Source organism: Rhizobium sp. C1 (assembly GCF_021026335.1).
Classification (GTDB): Bacteria; Pseudomonadota; Alphaproteobacteria; order Rhizobiales; family Rhizobiaceae; genus Ensifer_A.
The window spans coordinates 1,085,234-1,105,367 of the sequence record NZ_JAJNCY010000001.1 but is presented as its reverse complement, the minus strand read 5'-3'; the positions used below and the strand labels follow the sequence as shown (position 1 = coordinate 1,105,367).

Annotated in this window: 21 protein-coding genes and 1 tRNA gene; 19 read left to right on the top strand and 3 right to left on the bottom strand. The window is 61.6% G+C overall.

Going from position 1 to position 20,134, the window contains the following annotated elements:
* The first annotated feature begins 100 nt into the window (after positions 1 to 100).
* The 4 genes from LQK83_RS05460 (at position 101) to LQK83_RS05445 (ending at position 4,078) form a co-directional block, all read left to right on the top strand.
* Positions 101 to 1,237: an MlaE family ABC transporter permease gene (locus LQK83_RS05460; RefSeq protein ID WP_230836215.1), complete on the top strand. Its 1,137-nt coding sequence runs from the start codon at positions 101 to 103 to the stop codon at positions 1,235 to 1,237.
* An 8-nt stretch (positions 1,238 to 1,245) separates the two neighbouring features.
* Positions 1,246 to 2,043, top strand: coding sequence for an ABC transporter ATP-binding protein (locus LQK83_RS05455; RefSeq protein WP_230836214.1), 798 nt, complete (start codon positions 1,246 to 1,248; stop codon positions 2,041 to 2,043).
* Between the two features lie 37 nt (positions 2,044 to 2,080).
* Entirely contained in the window at positions 2,081 to 3,451 is a 1,371-nt protein-coding gene (locus LQK83_RS05450; protein ID WP_230836213.1) for an MlaD family protein, read from the top strand.
* A 72-nt stretch (positions 3,452 to 3,523) separates the two neighbouring features.
* Positions 3,524 to 4,078 carry an ABC-type transport auxiliary lipoprotein family protein gene (locus tag LQK83_RS05445; protein ID WP_230836212.1) on the top strand — a complete coding sequence of 185 codons (555 nt, stop codon included), beginning with the start codon at positions 3,524 to 3,526 and terminating at the stop codon, positions 4,076 to 4,078.
* Positions 4,079 to 4,116: 38 nt separating this feature from the next.
* Here LQK83_RS05445 and LQK83_RS05440 read toward each other — a convergent pair whose 3' ends face one another.
* Positions 4,117 to 5,352, bottom strand: coding sequence for a glycosyltransferase (locus LQK83_RS05440; RefSeq protein ID WP_230836211.1), 1,236 nt, complete (start codon positions 5,350 to 5,352; stop codon positions 4,117 to 4,119).
* Positions 5,353 to 5,596: 244 nt separating this feature from the next.
* Between LQK83_RS05440 and glyA the strand changes: the two genes are divergently transcribed.
* Genes glyA through LQK83_RS05420 form a run of 4 tightly spaced genes read left to right on the top strand, consistent with a single transcriptional unit; the run spans position 5,597 to position 9,134 of the window.
* The gene (glyA, locus tag LQK83_RS05435; protein ID WP_230836210.1) at positions 5,597 to 6,889 is read left to right on the top strand and encodes a serine hydroxymethyltransferase; all 1,293 of its coding nucleotides are present in this window, start codon (positions 5,597 to 5,599) and stop codon (positions 6,887 to 6,889) included.
* A 60-nt stretch (positions 6,890 to 6,949) separates the two neighbouring features.
* On the top strand, positions 6,950 to 7,426 hold the full coding sequence (gene nrdR, locus LQK83_RS05430; RefSeq protein ID WP_230836209.1) for a transcriptional regulator NrdR: 477 nt from the start codon (positions 6,950 to 6,952) through the stop codon (positions 7,424 to 7,426).
* 3 nt (positions 7,427 to 7,429) lie between these two features.
* Positions 7,430 to 8,527 carry a bifunctional diaminohydroxyphosphoribosylaminopyrimidine deaminase/5-amino-6-(5-phosphoribosylamino)uracil reductase RibD gene (ribD, locus tag LQK83_RS05425; protein ID WP_269065236.1) on the top strand — a complete coding sequence of 366 codons (1,098 nt, stop codon included), beginning with the start codon at positions 7,430 to 7,432 and terminating at the stop codon, positions 8,525 to 8,527.
* Between the two features lies 1 nt (position 8,528).
* Positions 8,529 to 9,134 carry a riboflavin synthase gene (locus LQK83_RS05420; RefSeq protein WP_230836207.1) on the top strand — a complete coding sequence of 202 codons (606 nt, stop codon included), beginning with the start codon at positions 8,529 to 8,531 and terminating at the stop codon, positions 9,132 to 9,134.
* Positions 9,135 to 9,218: 84 nt separating this feature from the next.
* Here the strand turns inward: LQK83_RS05420 and LQK83_RS05415 are convergent, their stop codons facing one another.
* Complete coding sequence (locus LQK83_RS05415; RefSeq protein WP_230836206.1) at positions 9,219 to 9,626, bottom strand: hypothetical protein; 408 nt, start codon at positions 9,624 to 9,626, stop codon at positions 9,219 to 9,221.
* Between the two features lie 433 nt (positions 9,627 to 10,059).
* Between LQK83_RS05415 and ribH the strand changes: the two genes are divergently transcribed.
* The 4 genes from ribH to LQK83_RS05395 all read left to right on the top strand — a co-directional run bounded on the left by ribH (position 10,060) and on the right by LQK83_RS05395 (position 14,632).
* The gene (gene ribH, locus LQK83_RS05410) at positions 10,060 to 10,515 is read left to right on the top strand and encodes a 6,7-dimethyl-8-ribityllumazine synthase (protein ID WP_230836205.1); all 456 of its coding nucleotides are present in this window, start codon (positions 10,060 to 10,062) and stop codon (positions 10,513 to 10,515) included.
* Between the two features lie 2 nt (positions 10,516 to 10,517).
* A complete protein-coding gene (gene nusB / locus LQK83_RS05405; protein ID WP_230836204.1) occupies positions 10,518 to 10,991 on the top strand; it encodes a transcription antitermination factor NusB in 474 nt (157 codons plus the stop codon).
* A gap of 72 nt (positions 10,992 to 11,063) precedes the next feature.
* Positions 11,064 to 12,290 carry an MFS transporter gene (locus tag LQK83_RS05400; protein WP_230836203.1) on the top strand — a complete coding sequence of 409 codons (1,227 nt, stop codon included), beginning with the start codon at positions 11,064 to 11,066 and terminating at the stop codon, positions 12,288 to 12,290.
* 206 nt (positions 12,291 to 12,496) lie between these two features.
* Complete coding sequence (locus LQK83_RS05395; RefSeq protein ID WP_230836202.1) at positions 12,497 to 14,632, top strand: sodium-translocating pyrophosphatase; 2,136 nt, start codon at positions 12,497 to 12,499, stop codon at positions 14,630 to 14,632.
* Between the two features lie 89 nt (positions 14,633 to 14,721).
* Here the strand turns inward: LQK83_RS05395 and LQK83_RS05390 are convergent, their stop codons facing one another.
* On the bottom strand, positions 14,722 to 15,174 hold the full coding sequence (locus LQK83_RS05390; RefSeq protein ID WP_230836331.1) for an outer membrane protein assembly factor BamE: 453 nt from the start codon (positions 15,172 to 15,174) through the stop codon (positions 14,722 to 14,724).
* A gap of 196 nt (positions 15,175 to 15,370) precedes the next feature.
* Between LQK83_RS05390 and LQK83_RS05385 the strand changes: the two genes are divergently transcribed.
* From LQK83_RS05385 to LQK83_RS05355, 7 genes are all read left to right on the top strand, one after another.
* Complete coding sequence (locus LQK83_RS05385) at positions 15,371 to 15,919, top strand: ubiquinol-cytochrome C chaperone family protein (protein ID WP_230836201.1); 549 nt, start codon at positions 15,371 to 15,373, stop codon at positions 15,917 to 15,919.
* A 2-nt stretch (positions 15,920 to 15,921) separates the two neighbouring features.
* Positions 15,922 to 16,485, top strand: coding sequence for a YceD family protein (locus LQK83_RS05380; protein ID WP_230836200.1), 564 nt, complete (start codon positions 15,922 to 15,924; stop codon positions 16,483 to 16,485).
* A gap of 274 nt (positions 16,486 to 16,759) precedes the next feature.
* Positions 16,760 to 17,815 (top strand): phosphate acyltransferase PlsX, encoded by a 1,056-nt coding sequence (gene plsX, locus LQK83_RS05375; protein ID WP_230836199.1) that lies wholly within the window; start codon positions 16,760 to 16,762, stop codon positions 17,813 to 17,815.
* A gap of 5 nt (positions 17,816 to 17,820) precedes the next feature.
* Positions 17,821 to 18,792, top strand: coding sequence for a beta-ketoacyl-ACP synthase III (locus LQK83_RS05370; protein WP_230836198.1), 972 nt, complete (start codon positions 17,821 to 17,823; stop codon positions 18,790 to 18,792).
* Between the two features lie 203 nt (positions 18,793 to 18,995).
* Entirely contained in the window at positions 18,996 to 19,334 is a 339-nt protein-coding gene (locus tag LQK83_RS05365) for an integration host factor subunit alpha (RefSeq protein WP_109857889.1), read from the top strand.
* A 67-nt stretch (positions 19,335 to 19,401) separates the two neighbouring features.
* Positions 19,402 to 19,932, top strand: a complete 531-nt coding sequence (locus tag LQK83_RS05360) for a MerR family transcriptional regulator (RefSeq protein ID WP_230836197.1) — start codon at positions 19,402 to 19,404, stop codon at positions 19,930 to 19,932.
* A gap of 108 nt (positions 19,933 to 20,040) precedes the next feature.
* Positions 20,041 to 20,117, top strand: a tRNA-Pro gene (locus LQK83_RS05355).
* Positions 20,118 to 20,134 lie beyond the last annotated feature (17 nt).

The window sequence follows — 20,134 nt, the reverse complement described above, 5'->3', positions numbered from 1 at the left end:
CGGGAGCCTGGTCTATATAAGAGTAATTTGCAGGACGCCAGAACTGTGGCGTCCGTTGAAAATTTGTCCCGCAAGGGAAGCGTTCATAAGGGTGATGTTCTTGTCGGCAGATCAGGCCGCATTTGAGGTCGAACAGCGTGACTCCGGTTCCCAGCGCGTCCTGACGTTGTCGGGCGACTGGCGGCAGGCGTCGTTGCGTCGTGCCGGCGAGCAGATGATGGCGCTGGAGCGCGAGCCCTTTTCCGGCCGCACCACCATCGATATGGAGGCCGTCGCCGGCCTCGATACCTCGGGCGCCTGGCTCATCCGCCGGCTGATCACCGCCGCTGAGGGCGATACCGAAATCGTCAATGCCGGCCAGACCCATCTCGACCTCATCAGTTCGCTGCCGGAACGGCTCAAGGAAGATCAGACCCCGAAACGCCCGCGCGATTCGCTTTTCGCGAGGCTTTTCGCGCCGGTGGGCGTCATCATGGTCGATCTCTGGAAGGATGTGCTGCTCGCCATGCACATTCTGGGCTCTGCCGTCAGCGGCGCGCAGTTGAAGCTTGGTCGCACGTCAGGCGTATCGCCGGCCTCGATCGTTAACCAGATCGACCGCATGGGCGTCGGCGCGGTGCCGATCATGCTGCTCATGAGCTTTCTCATCGGCGCGATCATCGCCCAGCAGGGGGCGTTCCAGTTGCGCTATTTCGGCGCGGAAATCTTCGTGGTCGATCTTGTCGGCATCCTGCAACTGCGTGAGATCGGCGTTCTTCTGACCGCCATCATGATCGCCGGCCGCTCGGGCAGCGCCATCACGGCGGAAGTCGGCTCGATGAAGATGCGCGAGGAAATCGACGCGCTGACGGTGATGGGGCTCAACCCGGTCGGCGTACTCATTCTGCCCCGGCTTATCGCGCTCGTCATATCGCTGCCGCTGCTGACCATTATCGCCAATTTTGCGGCGCTTGCCGGGGCTGCGGTCGTCACATGGGCCTATTCGGGCATCACGTTCGAAGTCTTCCTGTCGCGCCTGCGGCATGCAATCGATTATTCCACCATCATTGCCGGCTTGCTGAAGGCGCCTTTCATGGCGCTGATCATCGGCGTTGTGGCTGCGGTGGAGGGTTTGAAGGTCGGCGGCAGCGCCGAATCGCTCGGCAAGCACGTCACGGCTTCGGTCGTGCGGGCCATCTTCGTCGTCATCCTCGTGGACGGGCTCTTCGCCATGTTCTACGCGGCCATAAAGTTTTGAGGTCGGGGATGGCGGACGAAACGAAAAACGACGACATCATCCTCTCGGTCAAGGGCGTGACCGTGGCCTTTGGCGACAAGGTCGTGCTCGACAATCTCGATCTCGACGTGCGGCGCGGCGAAATCCTGGGCTTCGTCGGCGCGTCCGGCACCGGCAAGTCGGTGCTCATGCGCACGATCCTGAAGCTGGTGCCGCGCAAGTCGGGCACGATCTCGATCCTCGGCCACGATTACGACACGCTCGATGCCAAGGAACGCGTCGAGATGGATACGCGGCTTGGCGTCCTCTTCCAGCACGGCGCGCTCTTCTCGGCGCTGACGGTGAAGGAGAATATCCAGCTGCCGATGCGCGAATATCTCGATCTTCCGCAGTCGATGATGGATGAATTCGCCAGGCTGAAGATCGAGCTGGTGGGCTTGCAGCCCGATGCGGCGGACAAGTTTCCCTCGGAACTGTCGGGCGGCATGATCAAGCGCGCGGCGCTGGCGCGTGCACTCGCGCTCGACCCGGACCTCGTCTTCCTCGACGAGCCGACATCCGGTCTCGACCCGATCGGTGCAGCTGAATTCGACGAGCTGATCGCACGTCTGCGCGATACGCTCGGCCTGACCGTCTACATGGTGACGCACGATCTCGATAGTCTGTTTTCGGTCTGCGACCGTATAGCGGTGCTGGGGCAGAAACGCGTCATGGTGACGGGCACGGTCGAAGATATGCTCGCCTTCGATGACGAATGGGTACAGGCCTATTTCCGGGGAAAAAGGGCAAGAACGATTGTGAAGCCTGCCGCAAGCGGGCATGGATGAAATTTGAAACGGGCTTCAACGCCCGATTGGCCGGACAATGGAAACCAAAGCGAACTATGCAATAGTCGGATTCTTCACGGTGGCAGTCGTCGCCGCGGCGTTTGCCTTCGTCTTCTGGATGTCACAATATGGGCGTCAGGGGCCGATGTCGGACCTGATCATCCGTATTCCCGGCTCTGCCAACGGCCTGTCCGTTGGCTCTGCGGTGCGGTTCAACGGTATTCAGATCGGATCGGTGAAAACGCTCGCAATCGATGCCACCGACCCCAACTATTCTGTCGCCTTCACCCAGGTCAACGCCGACGCCCCGATCTATGAATCGACCAAGGCCGTGCTCGGCATCCAGGGTCTGACGGGTGCTGCCTATATCGAGCTGTCCGGCGGCAAGCCCGGCGGCGTGAACCTCCTCGAAGAAGCTCGCAAGACAGGTCGTGCGCCGATGCTGCTGGCAGATCAGTCGAGCGTGACGAACCTTCTGGCAACCGCCGACAAGATCCTGAAACGCGCCGACGAGGCTGTCGCTCAGATCCAGACCTTCGCCAACGACTCGCGCGCGCCGCTGACGAACACGGTCAGGAACGCCGAGACCTTCAGCAAGGCGCTGGCCGACAATGCCGACGGCATCAACAAATTCCTCGCCAGCGTCGGCAAGCTGTCCGACACGGTCAACGGTCTCTCCGGCCGCCTCGATGGCACGCTGGCTTCTGTCGACTCGCTGATCAAGGCGGTGGATCCGAAGAAGATCGACAGCATCCTGGCCAATGCGAATACCGTAAGCGCGAATTTTGCCGCGAGCTCCGGCGAGATCAAGGTCTCGCTTGAGAAGTTCAACAAGGCCGCCGACAATATCGCAACGCTCGCAGCCTCCGCCAATTCCACGGTGGCAAAGGCTGACAAGCTGATCGCGGCCATCGATCCTGACAAGATCCAGGGATCGGTCGAGGATATCTCCCAGACGGTCGCCAATGCGCGGTCTGCCGTGCAGGATATCAAGTCCATCACCAACGATATCAACAACCGACGCCAGCAGATCGATCAGGCCATCAACGACGCCACCGAGCTTGCCTCCAAGTTGAACAAGGCTTCGAACCGCGTTGACGGCATTCTGGCCAAGGTGGACAACATGCTGGGCTCCGGCGACAGTTCGTCGTTGATGGCGCAGGCCAAGGAAACGCTGGCCGCCTACAAGGAGGTCGCCGTTACGATCAACGCGAGGATCGGCCCGATCGCCGACAATCTGTCGCGTTTCTCCTCGCAAGGCCTCGGCGGCATTCAGGCGCTGGTGGGCGACATGCGTCAGGCGGTCGATAATCTCAACCGCACGATCACCAATTTCGACAGCGATCCGCAGCGGCTGATTTTCGGCGGCGATCAGGTGAAGACGTTTGACGGACGCACCCGTCGCTGAAAGCAAGAGTGAGGTAGAGTTGTGCAGGCTTTGACGACAAGAAATCGGGCTACGAAATCCGCGACGGCTTTCATGATGGCTGCAACCCTGGCGCTGTCGGCCTGTGCGACCTCGGCGCCGAAGGATCTGTTCGGGCTGTCCGCAGTCTCGAGTGCGCCCGGGCCGGTACGCAAGGGCCGTCAGGTGCTGATCGCAAACCCGGTGGCAACCCAGATGCTCGACAGCCAGAATGTCGTGGTCCGCGTTTCCGGCCAAGAATATCAGTTCCTCGGCGACAGCCAATGGTCGGACCGGCTCCCGAAACTGGTGCAGTTGAAGCTGGCGCAGGCCTTCCAGAACTCCGGCAAGGTCGGCGGTGCCGGTCTTCCGGGCGAGGGACTTGCCATCGATGAGCAGATCCAGACGACGATCAACACATTCGAGATCTCCGCCTCGGAGAATATGGCGGTTGTCGACATCACGGCGCGGCTTCTGAACGACCGCAACGGTCAGGTGCGCGCCTCGAAGAACTTCCGCGCTGCCGTGCCGGTTTCCGGTTCCGGCAACAAGGCCTATATCGCGGCGCTCAACGCCGCCTTCGGTCAGGTTTCGGGCGCGCTGGTCGCCTGGGCGCTTGGAACGATGTGAGGCAAGGCTTTGCCGCCTTCGGCAGAACCCTGGCGGTTTCAGGTCCGCCCCTGTTCGAGGTAGCGCTCGAAAATTGCGACTGTTTCGTAGACGGCCCGATTTTCCGGGACGTTGCTGCGAATATTGTCCTGCAAATGCTTCAGGTTCGCCAGCACCTGCCTGGCTGCGTTGCCGGTGTCCTTCTTGAAGCTTGAAATCACCACGCCGACGCCCTTGTCGCGCACCCATTCCGGATTGGGCCGCTCCTGCGGCATCGTGTTGCTATTCTGCTCGACGATCACTGGCAGGCCCATATGGATCGCTTCCGCCACGCTGCCGGGACCGGGTTTGCCGATAAAGAAATCCGCAAGCCGCATATAGTCGGCGACATTGTTGACGAAGCCGACCGGGCGGCAGCCGGGACGGCCCTCCAGCGTCTTCAGAAGGGCTGCGTTGCGCCCGCACATCACGATCGATTCGATGCCAAGCGCGGTCTTGTCCAGCTGGTTCAGGATGTAGTTCGTCGCGCTTGAGGCGCCATTGCCCCCAAACATGATGAGGGCGACCGGGCCACTGTCGGAAAGCCCGAGGCTCTGGCGGGTCGGTGCGTCCGCCGGCGGCGGCGTGTAGAAGTTTTCCTTCAGGATCATGCCCGAAACGAGATGGATGTCGTGCGGCCTGTAGAACCCGGTCGCCACCGCCTGCCGATAGGCCATGTCCGTGCCGCAGATGACGATCTGGTCCTGATCCTCCATCCAGAAATGCGGCGGGCAATCCGCAAAGTCGGTGATGACGGTGGCATAGGGAACATTCGGCAACGCACGCCGGAGCGCGCCATAGAGAACCCAGTTGAAGTTCGGAATGACCGAAACGACGAGATCGGGGCGAGGGGTGGCCGGATCCTTCCAGCGCTTCGCCAGCAGCGGCTCGATCTCGGTGGCATAGCGGGCGATGAAGCGCTGCAGTACCGGCAGGATCGCGCCCATGCCGGTCGTCACCCCGCGTTTGAGCGCGCTGTTGTAGATGTCCTGCGCCTGCCATGGCTCGATGGCGCTCAGGCCGGGTGCCACGGGGCGCAGCAGCCTCTTCAGGGAGCCTGTGACCCGTCGTGTCAGCTTGTAGACGGGATCGATGGGCTCGAGAAGCGCTTGCAGATCGACGGGCGTCACCTGCCAGCCGGGCTTTTCCTTCTCGATCAGCCGCGTCAGCGCCGTCATGGCATTGCGATGTCCGCCGCCGGCGTCGAAATAGAAGATTTCCAGTCGGGCGTCAGGCATTCCGGGGAGAGGGGGCAAGGCGTCACCTTTTAGAGCGCAGTTCTGACGAAGCGCAGTTCCGAATGCGCCATTCCAACCGCGATTGCGGTCACGAGGCCCGAATATTACGATTGAAAGAAAGTTTTGTGACAATCTTGGGGCTTGGCGCGCCCCTGACGCGCTCTTGACAGGCGGTGGCGCAATCCCGACTTGCCCTGAGGCGCCAAGGGCTTTAAGAGACTGGCCTTCAACGATTTCCGCTGCTTTAATCGAGAGGCTGCTCATGAGCGCGACTGCTGGCTTTTTCACCAAGACCCTTGCTGAAACCGATCCGGATATTTTCGGCGCCATCGAGAAGGAACTCGGTCGTCAGCGTCACGAGATCGAACTGATCGCATCCGAAAACATCGTTTCCCGCGCCGTTCTGGAAGCGCAGGGCTCGATCATGACGAACAAGTATGCCGAAGGCTATCCGGGCAAGCGCTATTACGGCGGCTGCCAGTTCGTCGATATCGCCGAAGAACTGGCGATCGAACGCGCCAAGAAGCTCTTCGGCGTCAACTTCGCCAACGTCCAGCCGAACTCCGGTTCGCAGATGAACCAGGCCGTGTTCCTCGCGCTCTTGCAGCCGGGCGACACGTTCATGGGCCTCGACCTGAACTCGGGCGGTCACCTGACGCACGGCTCGCCGGTCAACATGTCCGGCAAGTGGTTTAACGTCGTTTCCTACGGCGTGCGTGAAGACGACCACCAGCTCGACATGGACGACGTCGCCGAAAAGGCCCGCAAGTTCAAGCCGAAGCTGATCATCGCGGGCGGCACGGCTTATTCCCGCATCTGGGACTGGAAGCGCTTCCGGGAGATCGCTGACGAAGTCGGCGCCTACCTCATGGTCGACATGGCCCACATCGCCGGCCTCGTTGCCGGTGGCCAGCATCCGTCGCCGTTCCCGCACTGCCATGTCGCCACCTCCACGACGCACAAGTCGCTCCGCGGCCCGCGCGGCGGCATGATCCTCACGAACGACGAGGATCTGGCGAAGAAGTTCAACTCGGCCGTCTTCCCCGGCCTGCAGGGCGGCCCGCTCATGCACGTCATCGCCGCCAAGGCCGTTGCCTTCGGCGAAGCGCTGCAGCCGGAGTTCAAGGACTATGCTGCACAGGTCGTCAAGAACGCCAAGGCGCTCGCCGAGACGCTGATCAGTCATAATCTCGACATCGTCTCCGGCGGCACCGACAACCACCTGATGCTCGTCGACCTGCGCAAGAAGAACGCGACCGGCAAGCGTGCGGAAGCGGGTCTCGGCCGCGCCTATATCACCTGCAACAAGAACGGCATCCCGTTCGACCCCGAAAAGCCCTTCGTCACCTCCGGCGTCCGTCTCGGCACGCCGGCCGGCACGACGCGCGGTTTCAAGGAAGCCGAATTCAAGGAAATCGGCAACCTGATCGTCGAAGTCCTCGACGGCCTGAAGGTCGCCAATTCCGACGAAGGCAATGCCACGGTCGAAGCCGGTGTGCGTTCCAAGGTGGTTGAACTGACGAACCGCTTCCCCATGTATCCCTACATGGCGTAATAGAATGGCTCCGCGCCTGATTCTGGCGCGGAGCCATTTCAATTTTCGAGGAGCCGCCCTATGCGATGCCCCTATTGCGGATCGCTGGACAGCCAGGTGAAGGACTCGCGGCCGGCGGAGGATTCCTCCGCCATTCGCCGCCGCCGTATCTGCCCCGATTGCGGCGGACGGTTCACGACATTCGAGCGCGTTCAGCTGCGCGAACTCATGGTCATCAAGAAGACCGGCCGCAAGGTTCCCTTCGACCGCGAGAAGCTGGTCCGCTCCTTCGAGATCGCGCTGCGCAAGCGCCCCGTCGATCGCGACCGCATCGAGCGTGCCGTCTCCGGCATCGTCCGCCGGCTTGAAAGCTCCGGCGACACCGAAATCCCATCTGAAGAAATCGGCCTGCAGGTGCTGGAATCGCTGAAGTCGCTCGATGACGTGGGCTTCATCCGCTACGCCTCGGTCTATCGCGACTTCACCCATATCGAGGATTTCACGCAGGTTCTCTCGGAGGTGAACGCCAAGATCGCACGCGATCCCGGGGACCATTGACGGATGTCTCAATGCCATTCCGCTGATGAGGAGTTCATGGCGGAGGCGATTGCCTTGGCCGCGACCCATATAGGCCAGACCGGCACAAATCCCTCCGTCGGCTGTGTGATCGTCCGCGACGGCGCGATTGTCGGGCGTGGCGTGACCGCCAGATCCGGTCGGCCCCATGCCGAACCGCAGGCGCTGGCCGAAGCCGGAGACCTGGCGCGGAGCGCAACCGCTTATGTCACGCTCGAACCCTGTTCCCATTTCGGCAAGACGCCCCCTTGCGTCAACGCGCTGATGGCCGCCGGCGTCGCCCGCGTAGTCGTCGCCGTCACCGATCCAGATCCGCGCGTCAGCGGCAACGGCATCCGCATGTTGCGTGAAGGCGGAGTGACGGTCGAAACCGGGCTGATGGAAGAGGCCGCCCGGCGCGGCCTCGCCGCCTATCTCACGCGGCAGATCGAGGGCAGGGCGCATGTCACCCTCAAGCTCGCGGTCTCCAGCGACGGCATGCTCGGACGACGCGGCGAAGGGCAGGTGCGCATCACCGGGGCGCAGTCGCGGGAGGCGGTCCAGCACCTGCGCGCCGAAAGTGACGCGATCCTCGTCGGCATCGGCACGGCGCTGGCCGACGACCCGGAGCTCACCTGCCGTCTGCCCGGGCTGGAGGAGCGCTCGCCGCTCCGGCTGGTGCTCGACCGCGCACTGCAATTGCCCTCGTCATCGAAGCTCGTCCAGAGCGCCCGGAAGGTGCCGGTGATGGCGGTAACGTCCAAGGATGAAACGGCGCGGGATGAGGCGTGGCAGGCCCGCCGCGCATCGCTGTCGCAGGCCGGCGTGGAGATTGTCGAGACCGATTCTCCTCTCGATCTGCTGCGCCAGCTCGCAGGCCGCGGATTGAGCTCTGTGATGGTGGAGGGCGGCGCCCGCGTCGCCGACGATTTCCTCAAGGCCGGACTTGTGGACCGGATCTGGCTGTTTGAAGGCCCGAACGCCGTGGGCGAAGCGGGGATCCCTTCGCCGCTGAAGCCGGCAGGTCCGCCCGACGGCTTTACCCTTGTCTCCAGCGAGGCGATCGGCGAGGATCGGCTGGAAATTTTTGAAAGGACGCAATGAGATGTTCACGGGTATCGTCACGGATGTCGGCAAGGTAGACAGGATCACGCCCCTTGCCGAAGGGATCAGGCTGCGGGTTGCCACCGCCTACGATCCGAAGACGATCGATATCGGCGCCTCGATTTCGCATTCCGGCGTCTGTCTCACTGTGGTGACATTGCCCGAAGCCGGCTCGAACGAGCGATGGTACGAGGTGGAAGCCTGGGAAGAAGCCCTGCGCCTGACAACCATCAGCAGCTGGAAGGAAGGCGCGCGCGTCAATCTGGAGCGAGCCCTCAAGATCGGCGACGAACTCGGCGGCCATATCGTCTCCGGGCATGTCGATGGCATGGCGGAGATCGTGGCGATCGAGCTCGAGGGCGATGCGACCCGCTTCCGGCTGCGCGTGCCCGAGGCGTTCGCACGGTTCGTTGCGCCGAAGGGCTCCGTTGCGCTCGACGGAACGTCTTTGACGGTCAACGCCGTCTCCGGCTGCGACTTCGACATCCTCCTGATCCGTCACACGCTCGAAGTCACCACCTGGGGTGAGCGAAAGGTCGGCGACAAGGTCAATTTCGAGATCGATACGATGGCGCGCTACGCCGCGCGCCTTGCCGAGTTCAAATAGGCCCTCAAAAACAAAAATCCCCCCGTGCTGGAGTCACGGGAGGATTTTGCGTCCTGTCCGGCGGGCGGGCCGGACAGGAGACGATTACATCGTGTAGAACACCAGGCTGCCGTCAGCGGCCTTCGTCGCGCCGGTGATTTCCTTGATTTCGATGTTCTGGCCGGTGATCTTGGAGGCAAGAGCCGGGTTGGCGCTGATGGCGGCACGGATGCCCTGAAGCTCGCTTGCCGAGGTGGTCGACTTGATATCGGCCGAAAGACCGGAGGACAGCTGAGCCTGCGAGACGATGGCAAAGTCCGAACCGTTCGAGGCGCGAATGGCCTCGTCGATGGCATTGTCACCAGCCGGCGGTGCCTGTTCGGTTACGGTGGCCGCAGCCGCCTTCTGCTTGTGCGGCTGAGCGTTTGCAGCACCGGCGACGCCGAAGGCGGTCGTGCCGGCCAGAAGAGCTGCGAAGGCAAGCGTACCGATATTCTTGAGCTTGGTATTCATGGTCGATCTCCATAATGCACTGGCGTTTCGCCGCCCGCTGCGGCGCTCGCCGGGACTGGTTCCGCGCTACACCTCCCCATGAGGCGCATTTGGACGTGAACCTGTCCGTGAAAGGCGATCTCTTTGTTTTCTGTCGCCTTTCATGCGTCGAAACTATGTCTCGATCGTGCCCCGTTCAACTTAAATGCCTGTAATTAAGTGGCTGAATATGTTAAACTTATTTCACCTTGATCAACACAATTCCGCCCCAATTCAGGGCGTTGCAGGCCGCGCGCGTGTTTCGCGCATAGCGGTAGTGCCAGCCCGGCTTGGGCGGTTCCGATCCTTGGGCTGAAGGGGGCAGGTCGAAAATTTCCCGAATTCGCTTGCCAAGAGAGGCGCGGCATGGTTTGACCGGCCATAATTCACCGAAATATTCAGATTGGATAGCCCCATGACCGAGGATATCACGCCTCATCTCCTCATCGTCGAGGCACGCTTTTACGACGATCTTTCCAACGCGCTTCTGGAAGGCGCGACGTCAGCGCTGAAAGAAGCAGGCGCGACGTTTGACGTGGTGACCGTTCCCGGTGCGCTGGAAATTCCGGCAGCCATCGCCATGGCGCTGGATGGCGGCGATTCGGGCGGGGTTGTCTATGACGGCTTCGTCGCGCTCGGCATCGTGATCCGCGGCGAGACCTATCATTTCGACGTCGTCTCGAACGAGTCTTCCCGTGCGCTCATGGACCTCGCTGTCAGCGAGTCCCTGCCGCTCGGCAACGGCATCCTGACGGTCGAGAACGATGAACAGGCCTGGGCGCGGGTTCGCAAGTCCGAACTCGACAAGGGCGGCTTTGCAGCGCGCGCGGCATTGACCATGATCGCGCTGAAGGAAAAATTCGGCGGTTGACCATGACGAACGACAGTTCCGCAAAATCCGTTAAACCGGCAAATCAGCGTGGCGCAGCGCGTCTGGCGGCCGTTCAGGCACTTTATCAGATGGATGTCGGCGGCTCCGGCGTGCTCGAAGTGGTCTCGGAATACGAGACCTACAGGCTCGGCCAGGAAATCGACGGCGACCAGTATCTCAAGGCCGATCCCTCGTGGTTCCGCTCGATCGTCTCCGGCGTCGTGCGCGATCAGCTGAAGCTCGATCCCATGATCACGAAGGCCCTGCAGGAAGGCTGGACGCTCTCGCGTCTCGACAGCACCGTGCGGGCCATTCTGCGTTCCGGCACGTTCGAATTGATCGAGCGCAAGGACGTACCGATCGCCGTCATCGTCAATGAGTATGTCGAGATTGCGCAGGCTTTCTTCGAAGAGGAAGAGCCGCGCCTCGTCAACGCGGTGCTCGATCGGATCGCCAAGCAGGTGAGGCCGAACTGAGGAAGCATTGACGGCAGCCGCTTTCTCGTCCGGAAATGCTTGAAGGCAGGCAAGGGGTCGGGAGGGGGCTGCATGGATGCCGCGGTTGACAGTCTGGAAAAAGCGCTTGCGTCCGCAAGGCGCAATGTCGCGATCCTGACGGTCGCGCAGGCGATTCAGGGTGCCGTTTCTCCCATCTCGATTTCGCTGGCGGCGCTGGCCGGCTATCAATTGCTGGCCACCGACAAGTCTCTGGCAACCGCGCCCGCCACGGGTTTCAACGTGGGCACCGCGGTGGGGGCGGCACTGATTGCCCTCGTATCGCGCTATGCGGGCCGCAAGATGAGTTTCATCCTCGGCGGCATAATCGCATCGACCGGCGCGTTGCTGGCTGCGACGGCGTTGATCAGGGGCAGCTTCTGGCTTTTCGCCGCAGCGCTTCTCCTGCTCGGCATGTCCGCCGGCTTCGTTCAGAAGTTCCGCTTTGCGGCCGCCGATGTCTCGCCTTCCTTCTACAAACCCAAGGCCATTTCCTGGATCCTCGTCGGCGGCGTCGTTTCAGCCGTCATTGGACCGCAGATCGTCATCTGGCTGCGCGACAGCCTGCCGGGCATTCCCTTCGCCGGCGCGTTCCTTGCCATCATTCCTCTGGCGCTCGCCAGCATCGCCGTCCTGACCATGCTGCGATTGCCGAATACCGGCCAGAAACACGCCGACAGCAAGCCGGCCAGGCCGCTGACGGAAATCATCGGCACCCAGCGCTTCATCACCGGCATGCTCTGCGGCATCGGCTCCTACGCGCTGATGACCTTCATGATGACGGGTGCGCCGCTCGCCATGGTCGTCGGCTGCGGCTACTCGCCCGAGGTCTCGACGCTGGGCATCCAGTGGCATGTGCTGGCGATGTTCGGCCCGAGCTTTTTCACGGGCCACCTGATCACCCGCTTGGGCGTCGAGAAGGTCGTTGCCACTGGTCTTGTCATCCTGATGGCCTGCGCCGTTGTGGCCGCGGCGGGCACGGCGATCTGGAATTTCTGGGGTTCGCTGATCCTTCTGGGCATCGGCTGGAATTTCGGCTTCATCGGCTCCACCGCCATTGTCGCCTCCAGCTATCGTCCGGAAGAGGCCGACAAGGTGCAGGGCTTCCATGATATCTTCCTGTTCACCGTGGTCGCGCTGGCCTCGCTCTCGTCGGGCAAGGTTTTCAACAGCGAGGGCTGGACGGTGATGGCCTATACGATTTGGCCCGTCTGCCTGATCTGCCTTGTCGCCCTCGCCATGCTGGTGCGCAAGACGCCGCCGCGGACCCGCGCCGAATAACCGCCCTTCACGGCATTCCCGGTTTCAGGGCAAAAGGTTTTCCGGGCGCTTGATCGACCTCAAGGCGGGTTTTCTCCAAGCTGCAAAATTAAGCGCGCGCTCATTCGGGCGGGCCTTGACGCATCCTGTCGCACCGCGCACTCTCGACGTGCAACAATGCGAGGGCGCGACGTTGGGAGGCGAAGCGCTGAAGGAGGAACTTGCGAATGACGATACTATTCGGCGTGATTGCATGTGGTTTGTTGTCTGTGGTCTATGCGATATGGGCCACCCAATCGGTTCTGGCTGCTGACCAGGGCAATGAAAGAATGCGCGAAATCGCGGGCTACATCCGCGAAGGGGCGCAAGCCTATCTGACACGGCAGTACAAGACGATCGCCATTGTGGGCGTCATTGTGTTCATTGCGGCCTGGTTGCTCCTGTCTGGGGCGGCCGCCATCGGGTTCCTCATCGGCGCGGTGCTTTCGGGCGCGGCCGGCTTCATCGGCATGCATGTGTCCGTGCGCGCCAATGTGCGCACCGCCCAGGCCTCGTCGAGAAGCCTTGCCGGCGGTCTCGACATCGCCTTCAAGTCGGGCGCCATCACCGGCATGCTGGTGGCCGGCCTCGCACTTCTCGGCGTCTCGGTCTATTACTACATCCTGACCGGCCCGATGCATTACGAGCCGGGCTCGCGCAACGTCATCGATGCGCTTGTCGCACTCGGCTTCGGAGCGTCGCTCATCTCCATCTTCGCGCGCCTCGGCGGCGGCATATTCACCAAGGGAGCAGACGTCGGCGGCGATCTCGTCGGCAAGGTCGAGGCCGGCATTCCGGAAGACGATCCGCGCAACCCGGCCACCATTGCCGACAACGTCGGCGACAATGTCGGCGACTGCGCCGGCATGGCGGCCGATCTCTTCGAGACCTATGCGGTCTCGGTCGTGGCAACCATGGTGCTCGCTGCGATCTTCTTTGCCGGAAGCCAGATGCTCGCCACCGCGATGATCTATCCGCTGGCTATCTGCGCCGGCTCGATCATCACCTCGATCGTCGGGACCTTCTTCGTGAAGCTCGGCTCCAGCAATTCGATCATGGGCGCTCTCTACAAGGGGCTGATCGTGACCGGCATTCTCTCGATCATCAGCCTCGGTGCAGCAACCTCGCTCACCATCGGCTGGGGCGAACTCGGCACCGTCAACGGCGTCGTGATCACGGGCAAGAACCTGTTCATCTCGGGCCTCGTCGGGCTTGTGGTGACAGCTTTGATCGTGGTCATAACCGAATACTATACCGGCACCAACAAGCGCCCGGTCAACTCGATCTCGCAGGCCTCCGTGACCGGTCACGGCACCAACGTGATCCAGGGCCTTGCGGTATCGCTGGAATCCACCGCGCTGCCGGCCATCGTCATCGTCGGCGGCATCATCGCCACCTACCAGCTTGGCGGCCTTTTCGGCACCGGCATCGCCGTCACCGCCATGCTCGGCCTTGCCGGCATGATCGTGGCGCTCGACGCCTTCGGGCCTGTCACTGACAATGCCGGCGGGATTGCTGAAATGTCCGAACTGCCGCCTGAGGTGCGCAAGGTGACGGACGCGCTCGATGCCGTCGGCAACACGACCAAGGCGGTCACCAAGGGCTATGCCATTGGGTCGGCCGGTCTCGGCGCGCTGGTTCTCTTCGCGGCCTATTCCAATGACCTGCAATATTTCGCAAGCCATGCGGACAAGTATCCCTACTTTGCCGATGTCGGGAAAATCTCGTTCGATCTCTCCAACCCTTACGTCGTGGCCGGCCTGATCTTCGGCGGTCTGATCCCCTATCTCTTCGGCGGGATTGCGATGACAGCCGTGGGGCGTGCCGCAGGCTCGATTGTCGAGGAGGTGCGCAGCCAGTTCAAGGCAAAGCCGGGCATTATGGCGGGAACTGAGAAGCCCGACTACGGACGCGCGGTCGACATCCTGACCAAGGCGGCCATCCGCGAGATGATCGTGCCCTCGCTTCTGCCGGTTCTGGCGCCGCTTGTGGTCTATTTCGGCGTCTTGCTGATTTCGGGCTCCAAGGCCTCGGCCTTTGCCGCGCTCGGCGCTTCGCTTCTCGGCGTGATCGTCAACGGCCTCTTCGTCGCCATCTCGATGACGTCGGGCGGTGGCGCATGGGACAATGCCAAGAAGTCCTTCGAAGACGGTTTCGTCGACAAGGATGGCGTTCGCCACCTCAAGGGGTCGGAAGCCCACAAGGCCTCCGTCACCGGCGACACGGTCGGCGATCCTTACAAGGATACGGCAGGTCCCGCCGTCAACCCGGCGATCAAGATCACCAATATCGTGGCGCTGCTGCTGCTCGCCGTGCTGGCCTGACAGATCCGAAACGAAAACGCCCGCGGACAATGCGCCGCGGGCGTTTTCTTGAGTTCCGTGTACCCGGTCTGTGTCCGGGCCGCTGGCGATCAGTATTTGTTGCCGCCGCCCAGCAGGCTCTTGGCGGCTGCTGCGCCCGATGCGCCGCCGGAGAGAATGCGCTGGAGGAAGGTGAGTTCCGTGCCGCCCGTCGGGGTCGTGCGCGAAATCATGTCGACAACCTTGCCATCCTGCATCGAATAGTTCGACAGCTTGGCCACCGTGCCGTTCTTGTCAAAATAAACAGCCAGTACGCTCTGCGAAACGAGCGTCGGCTTCATGAATTCGAACGTCCGCTCACGCTTCTGGGAGATGTAGTAGAAGACTTCACGATCGAAGGTCGCGGTTGCCGATGGTGTGCCGAGCGACAGCAAAACCTGCTCGCGGCTGGAACCGACCGGAACCAGCTTCAGCGTCTGCTCATCGGCGATGAAACCGTTGTTGATGACTTCCTTTGTGCCCATGCTCATGCAGCCGGACGTGATGATCGTGGTCGCAGCCATGGCTGCAAGCAGTGACGACCGCGCGATGTTGAGTTTTGACACGATAGCCAAAGTAATTCCTTTCCCGTGAAGCGCGGGGCAAATACGCGTTGCAATTCGTGCCTGCTTGGGTAAACCAGCTTTAGCGATGATGCAACATGGTCCGCGGCGGGACCGCGCTTCCAGCGTGGACAAATAATCAATACCGGGCTTTTTCATGATATTCGGGCTGTTCAGGAAAAAAAATAACAATCAAGCCATCGTCACCCGGCAATACGAGCATCTGACTCAGGCGGCGCGCCGGCCGCTTTTCTATTCCGACATGGGCGTTCCAGATACGGTGCTTGGCCGTTTCGAGATGCTGACCATCGTATTGATTCTCTACTTCCGCCGCACCGCCGGCTCTGATCGGAGCGGCCAGGAAATTGCGCAGGAGATCATCGATTACTTTTTCGAGGATATCGATCACTCGATCCGCGAACTGGGCGTGGGCGATACCGGCGTGCCGAAACGCGTGAAGAAGTTTGCCCGCATGTATTACGGCCGGCTGGAATCCTATGCGGGGGCGCTTGACCGGGGCGACGAAGAGGCGCTGCGCAACGCGCTCCGCCGCAACATCCGCCCCGACGAGGCCGATGCGCCTGATATGGCCGCGCTTGCGCACTATATGATGCACACAGAGACGGCGTTGAAGTCGATATCGGAAGATGAGATTGCGGTGGGGGCGCTCGCGATGCCTCAGCCGCAGCCAATTGGAAGGACATGACGATGCAGCCCATCAAAGAAAAAGAAGACGCGCCTTTCTCCTATAAGGTCAAGGTCGGGCATATTTCGGCAAACCCGGTCACGGTGAAGCTTTCGGCGGATCCTGCGGAGCTTGTCGGGCTCGCCAGGCTCTGGAAGGTCGAGGCCGTGAAGCGGCTCGACAGCGAGTTGCAGGTCGCGCGCTGGAAAAAGGACGGTGTGCGTATCCGCGGCCATGTGGAGGCGGACATTGTCCAGTCCTGCGTGGTGACGCTGGAGCCCGTCGAGACCGCCATTTCCGAAGAGATCGACCGGATCTATGTGCCTGAAGGATCGCGTCTTGCGCGTCTGGTTCTCGACGACCGTGGCGAAATGGTGCTCGATCCCGAAGGCGAGGATATTCCCGAACAGTTCAGCGGCGACACGATCGACGCGGGCGATGCGGTCTGCGAGGCGGTGGCGCTGGCGATCGATCCTTATCCGCGCAAACCGGGCGTGGAGTTCGCCGATCATGTCGAGTCCACGGAGGCGGATGACCGCAAGCCGTCGCCTTTCGCCGTCCTGAAGGACTGGAAAAAACCTGAATGATCTTGGCCGCCGCGCCAAATTTGCCTTTTTTCTATGTGCCTTGAGCCGCGGATCGGTGCGGACGGCGGAATTGATTTCCCCAACGCATGATACGCAGATTGAAGGTTCCGGAGCGTCTCTTGTGCATTGTGAAATATGCACGTCGCTCCGGCCGGTAGGCAAATCCGTTTGAAAATCCGCAATGGCAGTTGTACGCGGTTCGAAAACGGGTATTTTGACCGCAATTTCGCCGGCCCGCAGAAATGCGGAAGCGAACAGCAGGACAGGGTATCGCGTGGTAACAATTTCACTTGATGCAATGGGCGGCGACTTCGGTCCCAGCGTCGCCATTCCCGGAGCGGCGCGCGCGCTGGAGCGGCATCCGGACATGCGCTTCGCCATCTATGGCATCGAGGCCGACTGCCTTCCGATTCTGAACAAATATCCGGCGCTCAAGGCGAAGTCCGAGTTTCATGCCGTTGATATCGCCATCAGCATGGAAGAAAAGCCGAGCCAGGCCTTGCGCCGTGGCCGCTACAAATCCTCGATGTGGAAGGCCATTGAGGCCGTGAAGCTCAAGGAGGCCGATGTTGCGGTCTCCGCTGGAAATACCGGCGCGCTGATGGCGATGGCGCTGTTTTGCCTGCGCACCATGGCCAATATCGAACGTCCGGCGCTGGCCGGCATCTGGCCCACGCTGAAAGGTGAAAGCATCGTTCTCGACGTTGGCGCAACCATCGGTGCGGATGCCCAGCAGCTCGTCGATTTCGCCCTCATGGGCGGCGCGATGGCGCGCGCGCTCTTCGAGTTGAAGCGCCCCTCCGTCGGCCTGCTCAATGTGGGCGTCGAAGAGGTGAAGGGCCAGGAAGAGGTCAAGGAAGCGGGCCGCATCCTGCGCGAATCCAATTTCGAATCGATCCAGTACTCCGGCTTCGTCGAAGGCGACGATCTGGGCAAGGGAACGGTGGATGTCGTCGTCAGCGAGGGCTTTACCGGCAATATCGCGCTCAAGGCCGCCGAGGGCACGGCGCGGCAGCTGGCGACCTATCTCCGCACGGCCATGTCGCGTACGCTGCTTGCCAAGATCGGCTATCTGTTCGCCAAGAGCGCCTTCGACATGCTGCGTGACAAGATGGACCCGCGCAAGGTCAACGGGGCGGTGTTCCTGGGCCTCAACGGCATCGTGATCAAGAGCCATGGCGGCACCGATGCGGAAGGCTTCGCGGCGGCTGTTGAAGTGGGCTATGACATGGCCCGCAACAAATTGAACGAGAAGATCGAAAACGATCTGAAGAATTTTCATTCCAGGCGTCTTCCTGCAAAGGTCGATGCGGATGACGACGGGGTTTGACATTTATGATCCGTTCCGTGGTGAGAGGCTTTGGAGCCTCGCTGCCGGCTCGCGTGGTGACCAACCGCGAGCTCGAAGGCCAGGTTGAGACTTCTGACGAGTGGATCGTTCAGCGGACAGGGATTCGTCAGCGCTATATCGCAGGCGAGGGGGAGACGACTGCTTCGCTCGGCGCCGCCGCCGCGCAGGCCGCGCTCGACCGCGCCGGGCTGACGCCCGATGACATCGACCTCATCATTCTGGCAACCTCGACGCCGAACAACACCTTCCCGGCGACCGCAGTCGAAATCCAGCATCGTCTTGGCATGAACCATGGCGCTGCATTCGACATGCAGGCCGTGTGCACCGGTTTCGTTTACGCCATGGCTACCGCCGACGCCTATCTGCGCGGCGGATTGGCCAAGCGCGCCATCGTCATCGGCGCCGAAACGTTCTCGCGGCTGCTCGACTGGGAAGACCGGACGACCTGCGTTCTCTTCGGCGATGGCGCCGGCGCTGTCGTTCTGGAGGCCGTCGAAGGCAAGGGCGATATATCCGATCGCGGCATTCTGACCGCGCATCTGCGCTCCGACGGTTCGCACAAGGAAAAGCTCTTTGTGGATGGCGGACCTTCCACGACCGGCACGGTCGGGCATCTGCGCATGCAGGGCAGGGAAGTCTTCAAGCACGCCGTGGGCATGATCACCGACGTGATCGTTGCCGCCTTCGACGCCACGAAGCTTTCGATCGAAGATCTCGATTGGCTCGTGCCCCATCAGGCCAATATCCGCATCATCGAAGGCTCGGCCAAGAAGCTCGGCATTCCGATGGAAAAGGTCGTCGTCACGGTCGATCGGCATGGCAACACGTCGGCTGCTTCGATCCCGCTGGCGCTGGCGCAGGCGGCCGGCGACGGGCGGATCAAGGAAGGCGACCTCGTCCTGCTGGAAGCCATGGGCGGCGGGTTTACCTGGGGTTCGGTGCTCCTGCGCTGGTAGGACCGTCTCAGTTTGAAATCTAATTTTCTTTGCTTTTCAACGCTTGACCGTTAACGGCAAGGGAAATAGTCTCGTTTTGCTTGAGTTGCGCGATGCTGGCTGTGAGGAGTATGGGCAGGCGACGCGTTGCTTGAGAAACGTCTGAACGAGGCGCCCGTTCGTGGAGCCCGGATCAACAACAAGCTTTGATAAGAGCGGGGAAAATGACAGGGAAAACTGTGACACGCGCCGATCTTGCTGAGTCGGTCTTCCGCAAGGTGGGGCTATCGCGCGCTGAGTCTGCCGAGCTTGTCGAAACGATTATCGATGAAATCTGCAATGCGATCGTCCGCGGCGAGAGCGTCAAGCTGTCGTCCTTCGCCACCTTCCAGGTCCGCGACAAGAACGAGCGTATCGGCCGCAACCCCAAGACGGGTGAGGAAGTGCCGATTTCGCCGCGCCGCGTCATGACCTTCAAGGCGTCCAATGTGCTCAAGCAGCGTATCCTGAAGTCACATCAGCAGCGTAAGGCCAAGCAGAAGCCGGCCGCTCCGGCATCCTGATCACGCCGACGCAGGCAGGACAGGGCGGACGGTGTGGCCGTGATCGAGGCTTGCAGGAAGACTTAAGATGGAAAAGAGCCCAGACGCATTCCGGACGATCAGCGAGGTCGCAGACGATCTCGATCTTCCGCAGCATGTGCTGAGGTTCTGGGAAACGCGTTTCCCGCAGATCAAGCCGATGAAACGTGGCGGCGGTCGCCGCTACTATCGCCCGGAAGATGTCGATCTTCTCAAGGGCATCCGGCATCTTCTTTATGACCATGGCTACACGATCAAGGGCGTTCAGAAGCTCCTGAAATCGAACGGCAACAAATTCGTCATCGCCATCGGCGCCGGCGACATGGACGCCGTCGAGGCCCTGTCGCAGGCCGCGGCCGCGGAACAGGCTGCCGCGAAGGTCCAGCCGCCGTCTCTGGAAGAGGACCAGATCGTCGGCAAGGCCAAGCCGCCGTCGACGCGCCGCTTCTTCGGCTTTGGAGCCACGAATCAGGAGCCCGAAATGGATGCCGCCGGCGTCGGCAAGGAAGATCGCGCCTTGCTGCAGGAAGCGCTTTACGATCTTCTGGAATGCAAGCGGCTGCTGGATCAGGTTCGCTGACATCATTTAGCCGGGACCGGCGCTCTCTTCCTGCCGATTTATTCCGCCTGCCTCTTGCGCTTGCCATGCGACGCGGCTATGGAGTGCGTGCTTTCAATGAAGGCAGGTCGGAGCGTAGCGCAGCCCGGTAGCGCACTTGACTGGGGGTCAAGGGGTCGTGGGTTCGAATCCCGCCGCTCCGACCATTTATTCCCCTGAATTT

Bases quoted from the DNA above. Each gene is read 5' to 3' on its own strand.
- LQK83_RS05455 (WP_230836214.1), top strand. From the start codon at position 1,246: ATGGCGGACGAAACGAAAAACGACGACATCATCCTCTCGGTCAAGGGC.
- LQK83_RS05450 (WP_230836213.1), top strand. From the start codon at position 2,081: ATGGAAACCAAAGCGAACTATGCAATAGTCGGATTCTTCACGGTGGCA.
- LQK83_RS05445 (WP_230836212.1), top strand. From the start codon at position 3,524: ATGATGGCTGCAACCCTGGCGCTGTCGGCCTGTGCGACCTCGGCGCCG.
- glyA (WP_230836210.1), top strand. From the start codon at position 5,597: ATGAGCGCGACTGCTGGCTTTTTCACCAAGACCCTTGCTGAAACCGAT.
- nrdR (WP_230836209.1), top strand. From the start codon at position 6,950: ATGCGATGCCCCTATTGCGGATCGCTGGACAGCCAGGTGAAGGACTCG.
- ribD (WP_269065236.1), top strand. From the start codon at position 7,430: ATGTCTCAATGCCATTCCGCTGATGAGGAGTTCATGGCGGAGGCGATT.
- LQK83_RS05420 (WP_230836207.1), top strand. From the start codon at position 8,529: ATGTTCACGGGTATCGTCACGGATGTCGGCAAGGTAGACAGGATCACG.
- LQK83_RS05415 (WP_230836206.1), bottom strand. From the start codon at position 9,626: ATGAATACCAAGCTCAAGAATATCGGTACGCTTGCCTTCGCAGCTCTT.
- ribH (WP_230836205.1), top strand. From the start codon at position 10,060: ATGACCGAGGATATCACGCCTCATCTCCTCATCGTCGAGGCACGCTTT.
- nusB (WP_230836204.1), top strand. From the start codon at position 10,518: ATGACGAACGACAGTTCCGCAAAATCCGTTAAACCGGCAAATCAGCGT.
- LQK83_RS05400 (WP_230836203.1), top strand. From the start codon at position 11,064: ATGGATGCCGCGGTTGACAGTCTGGAAAAAGCGCTTGCGTCCGCAAGG.
- LQK83_RS05395 (WP_230836202.1), top strand. From the start codon at position 12,497: ATGACGATACTATTCGGCGTGATTGCATGTGGTTTGTTGTCTGTGGTC.
- LQK83_RS05390 (WP_230836331.1), bottom strand. From the start codon at position 15,174: ATGGCTGCGACCACGATCATCACGTCCGGCTGCATGAGCATGGGCACA.
- LQK83_RS05385 (WP_230836201.1), top strand. From the start codon at position 15,371: ATGATATTCGGGCTGTTCAGGAAAAAAAATAACAATCAAGCCATCGTC.
- LQK83_RS05380 (WP_230836200.1), top strand. From the start codon at position 15,922: ATGCAGCCCATCAAAGAAAAAGAAGACGCGCCTTTCTCCTATAAGGTC.
- LQK83_RS05370 (WP_230836198.1), top strand. From the start codon at position 17,821: ATGATCCGTTCCGTGGTGAGAGGCTTTGGAGCCTCGCTGCCGGCTCGC.
- LQK83_RS05365 (WP_109857889.1), top strand. From the start codon at position 18,996: ATGACAGGGAAAACTGTGACACGCGCCGATCTTGCTGAGTCGGTCTTC.
- LQK83_RS05360 (WP_230836197.1), top strand. From the start codon at position 19,402: ATGGAAAAGAGCCCAGACGCATTCCGGACGATCAGCGAGGTCGCAGAC.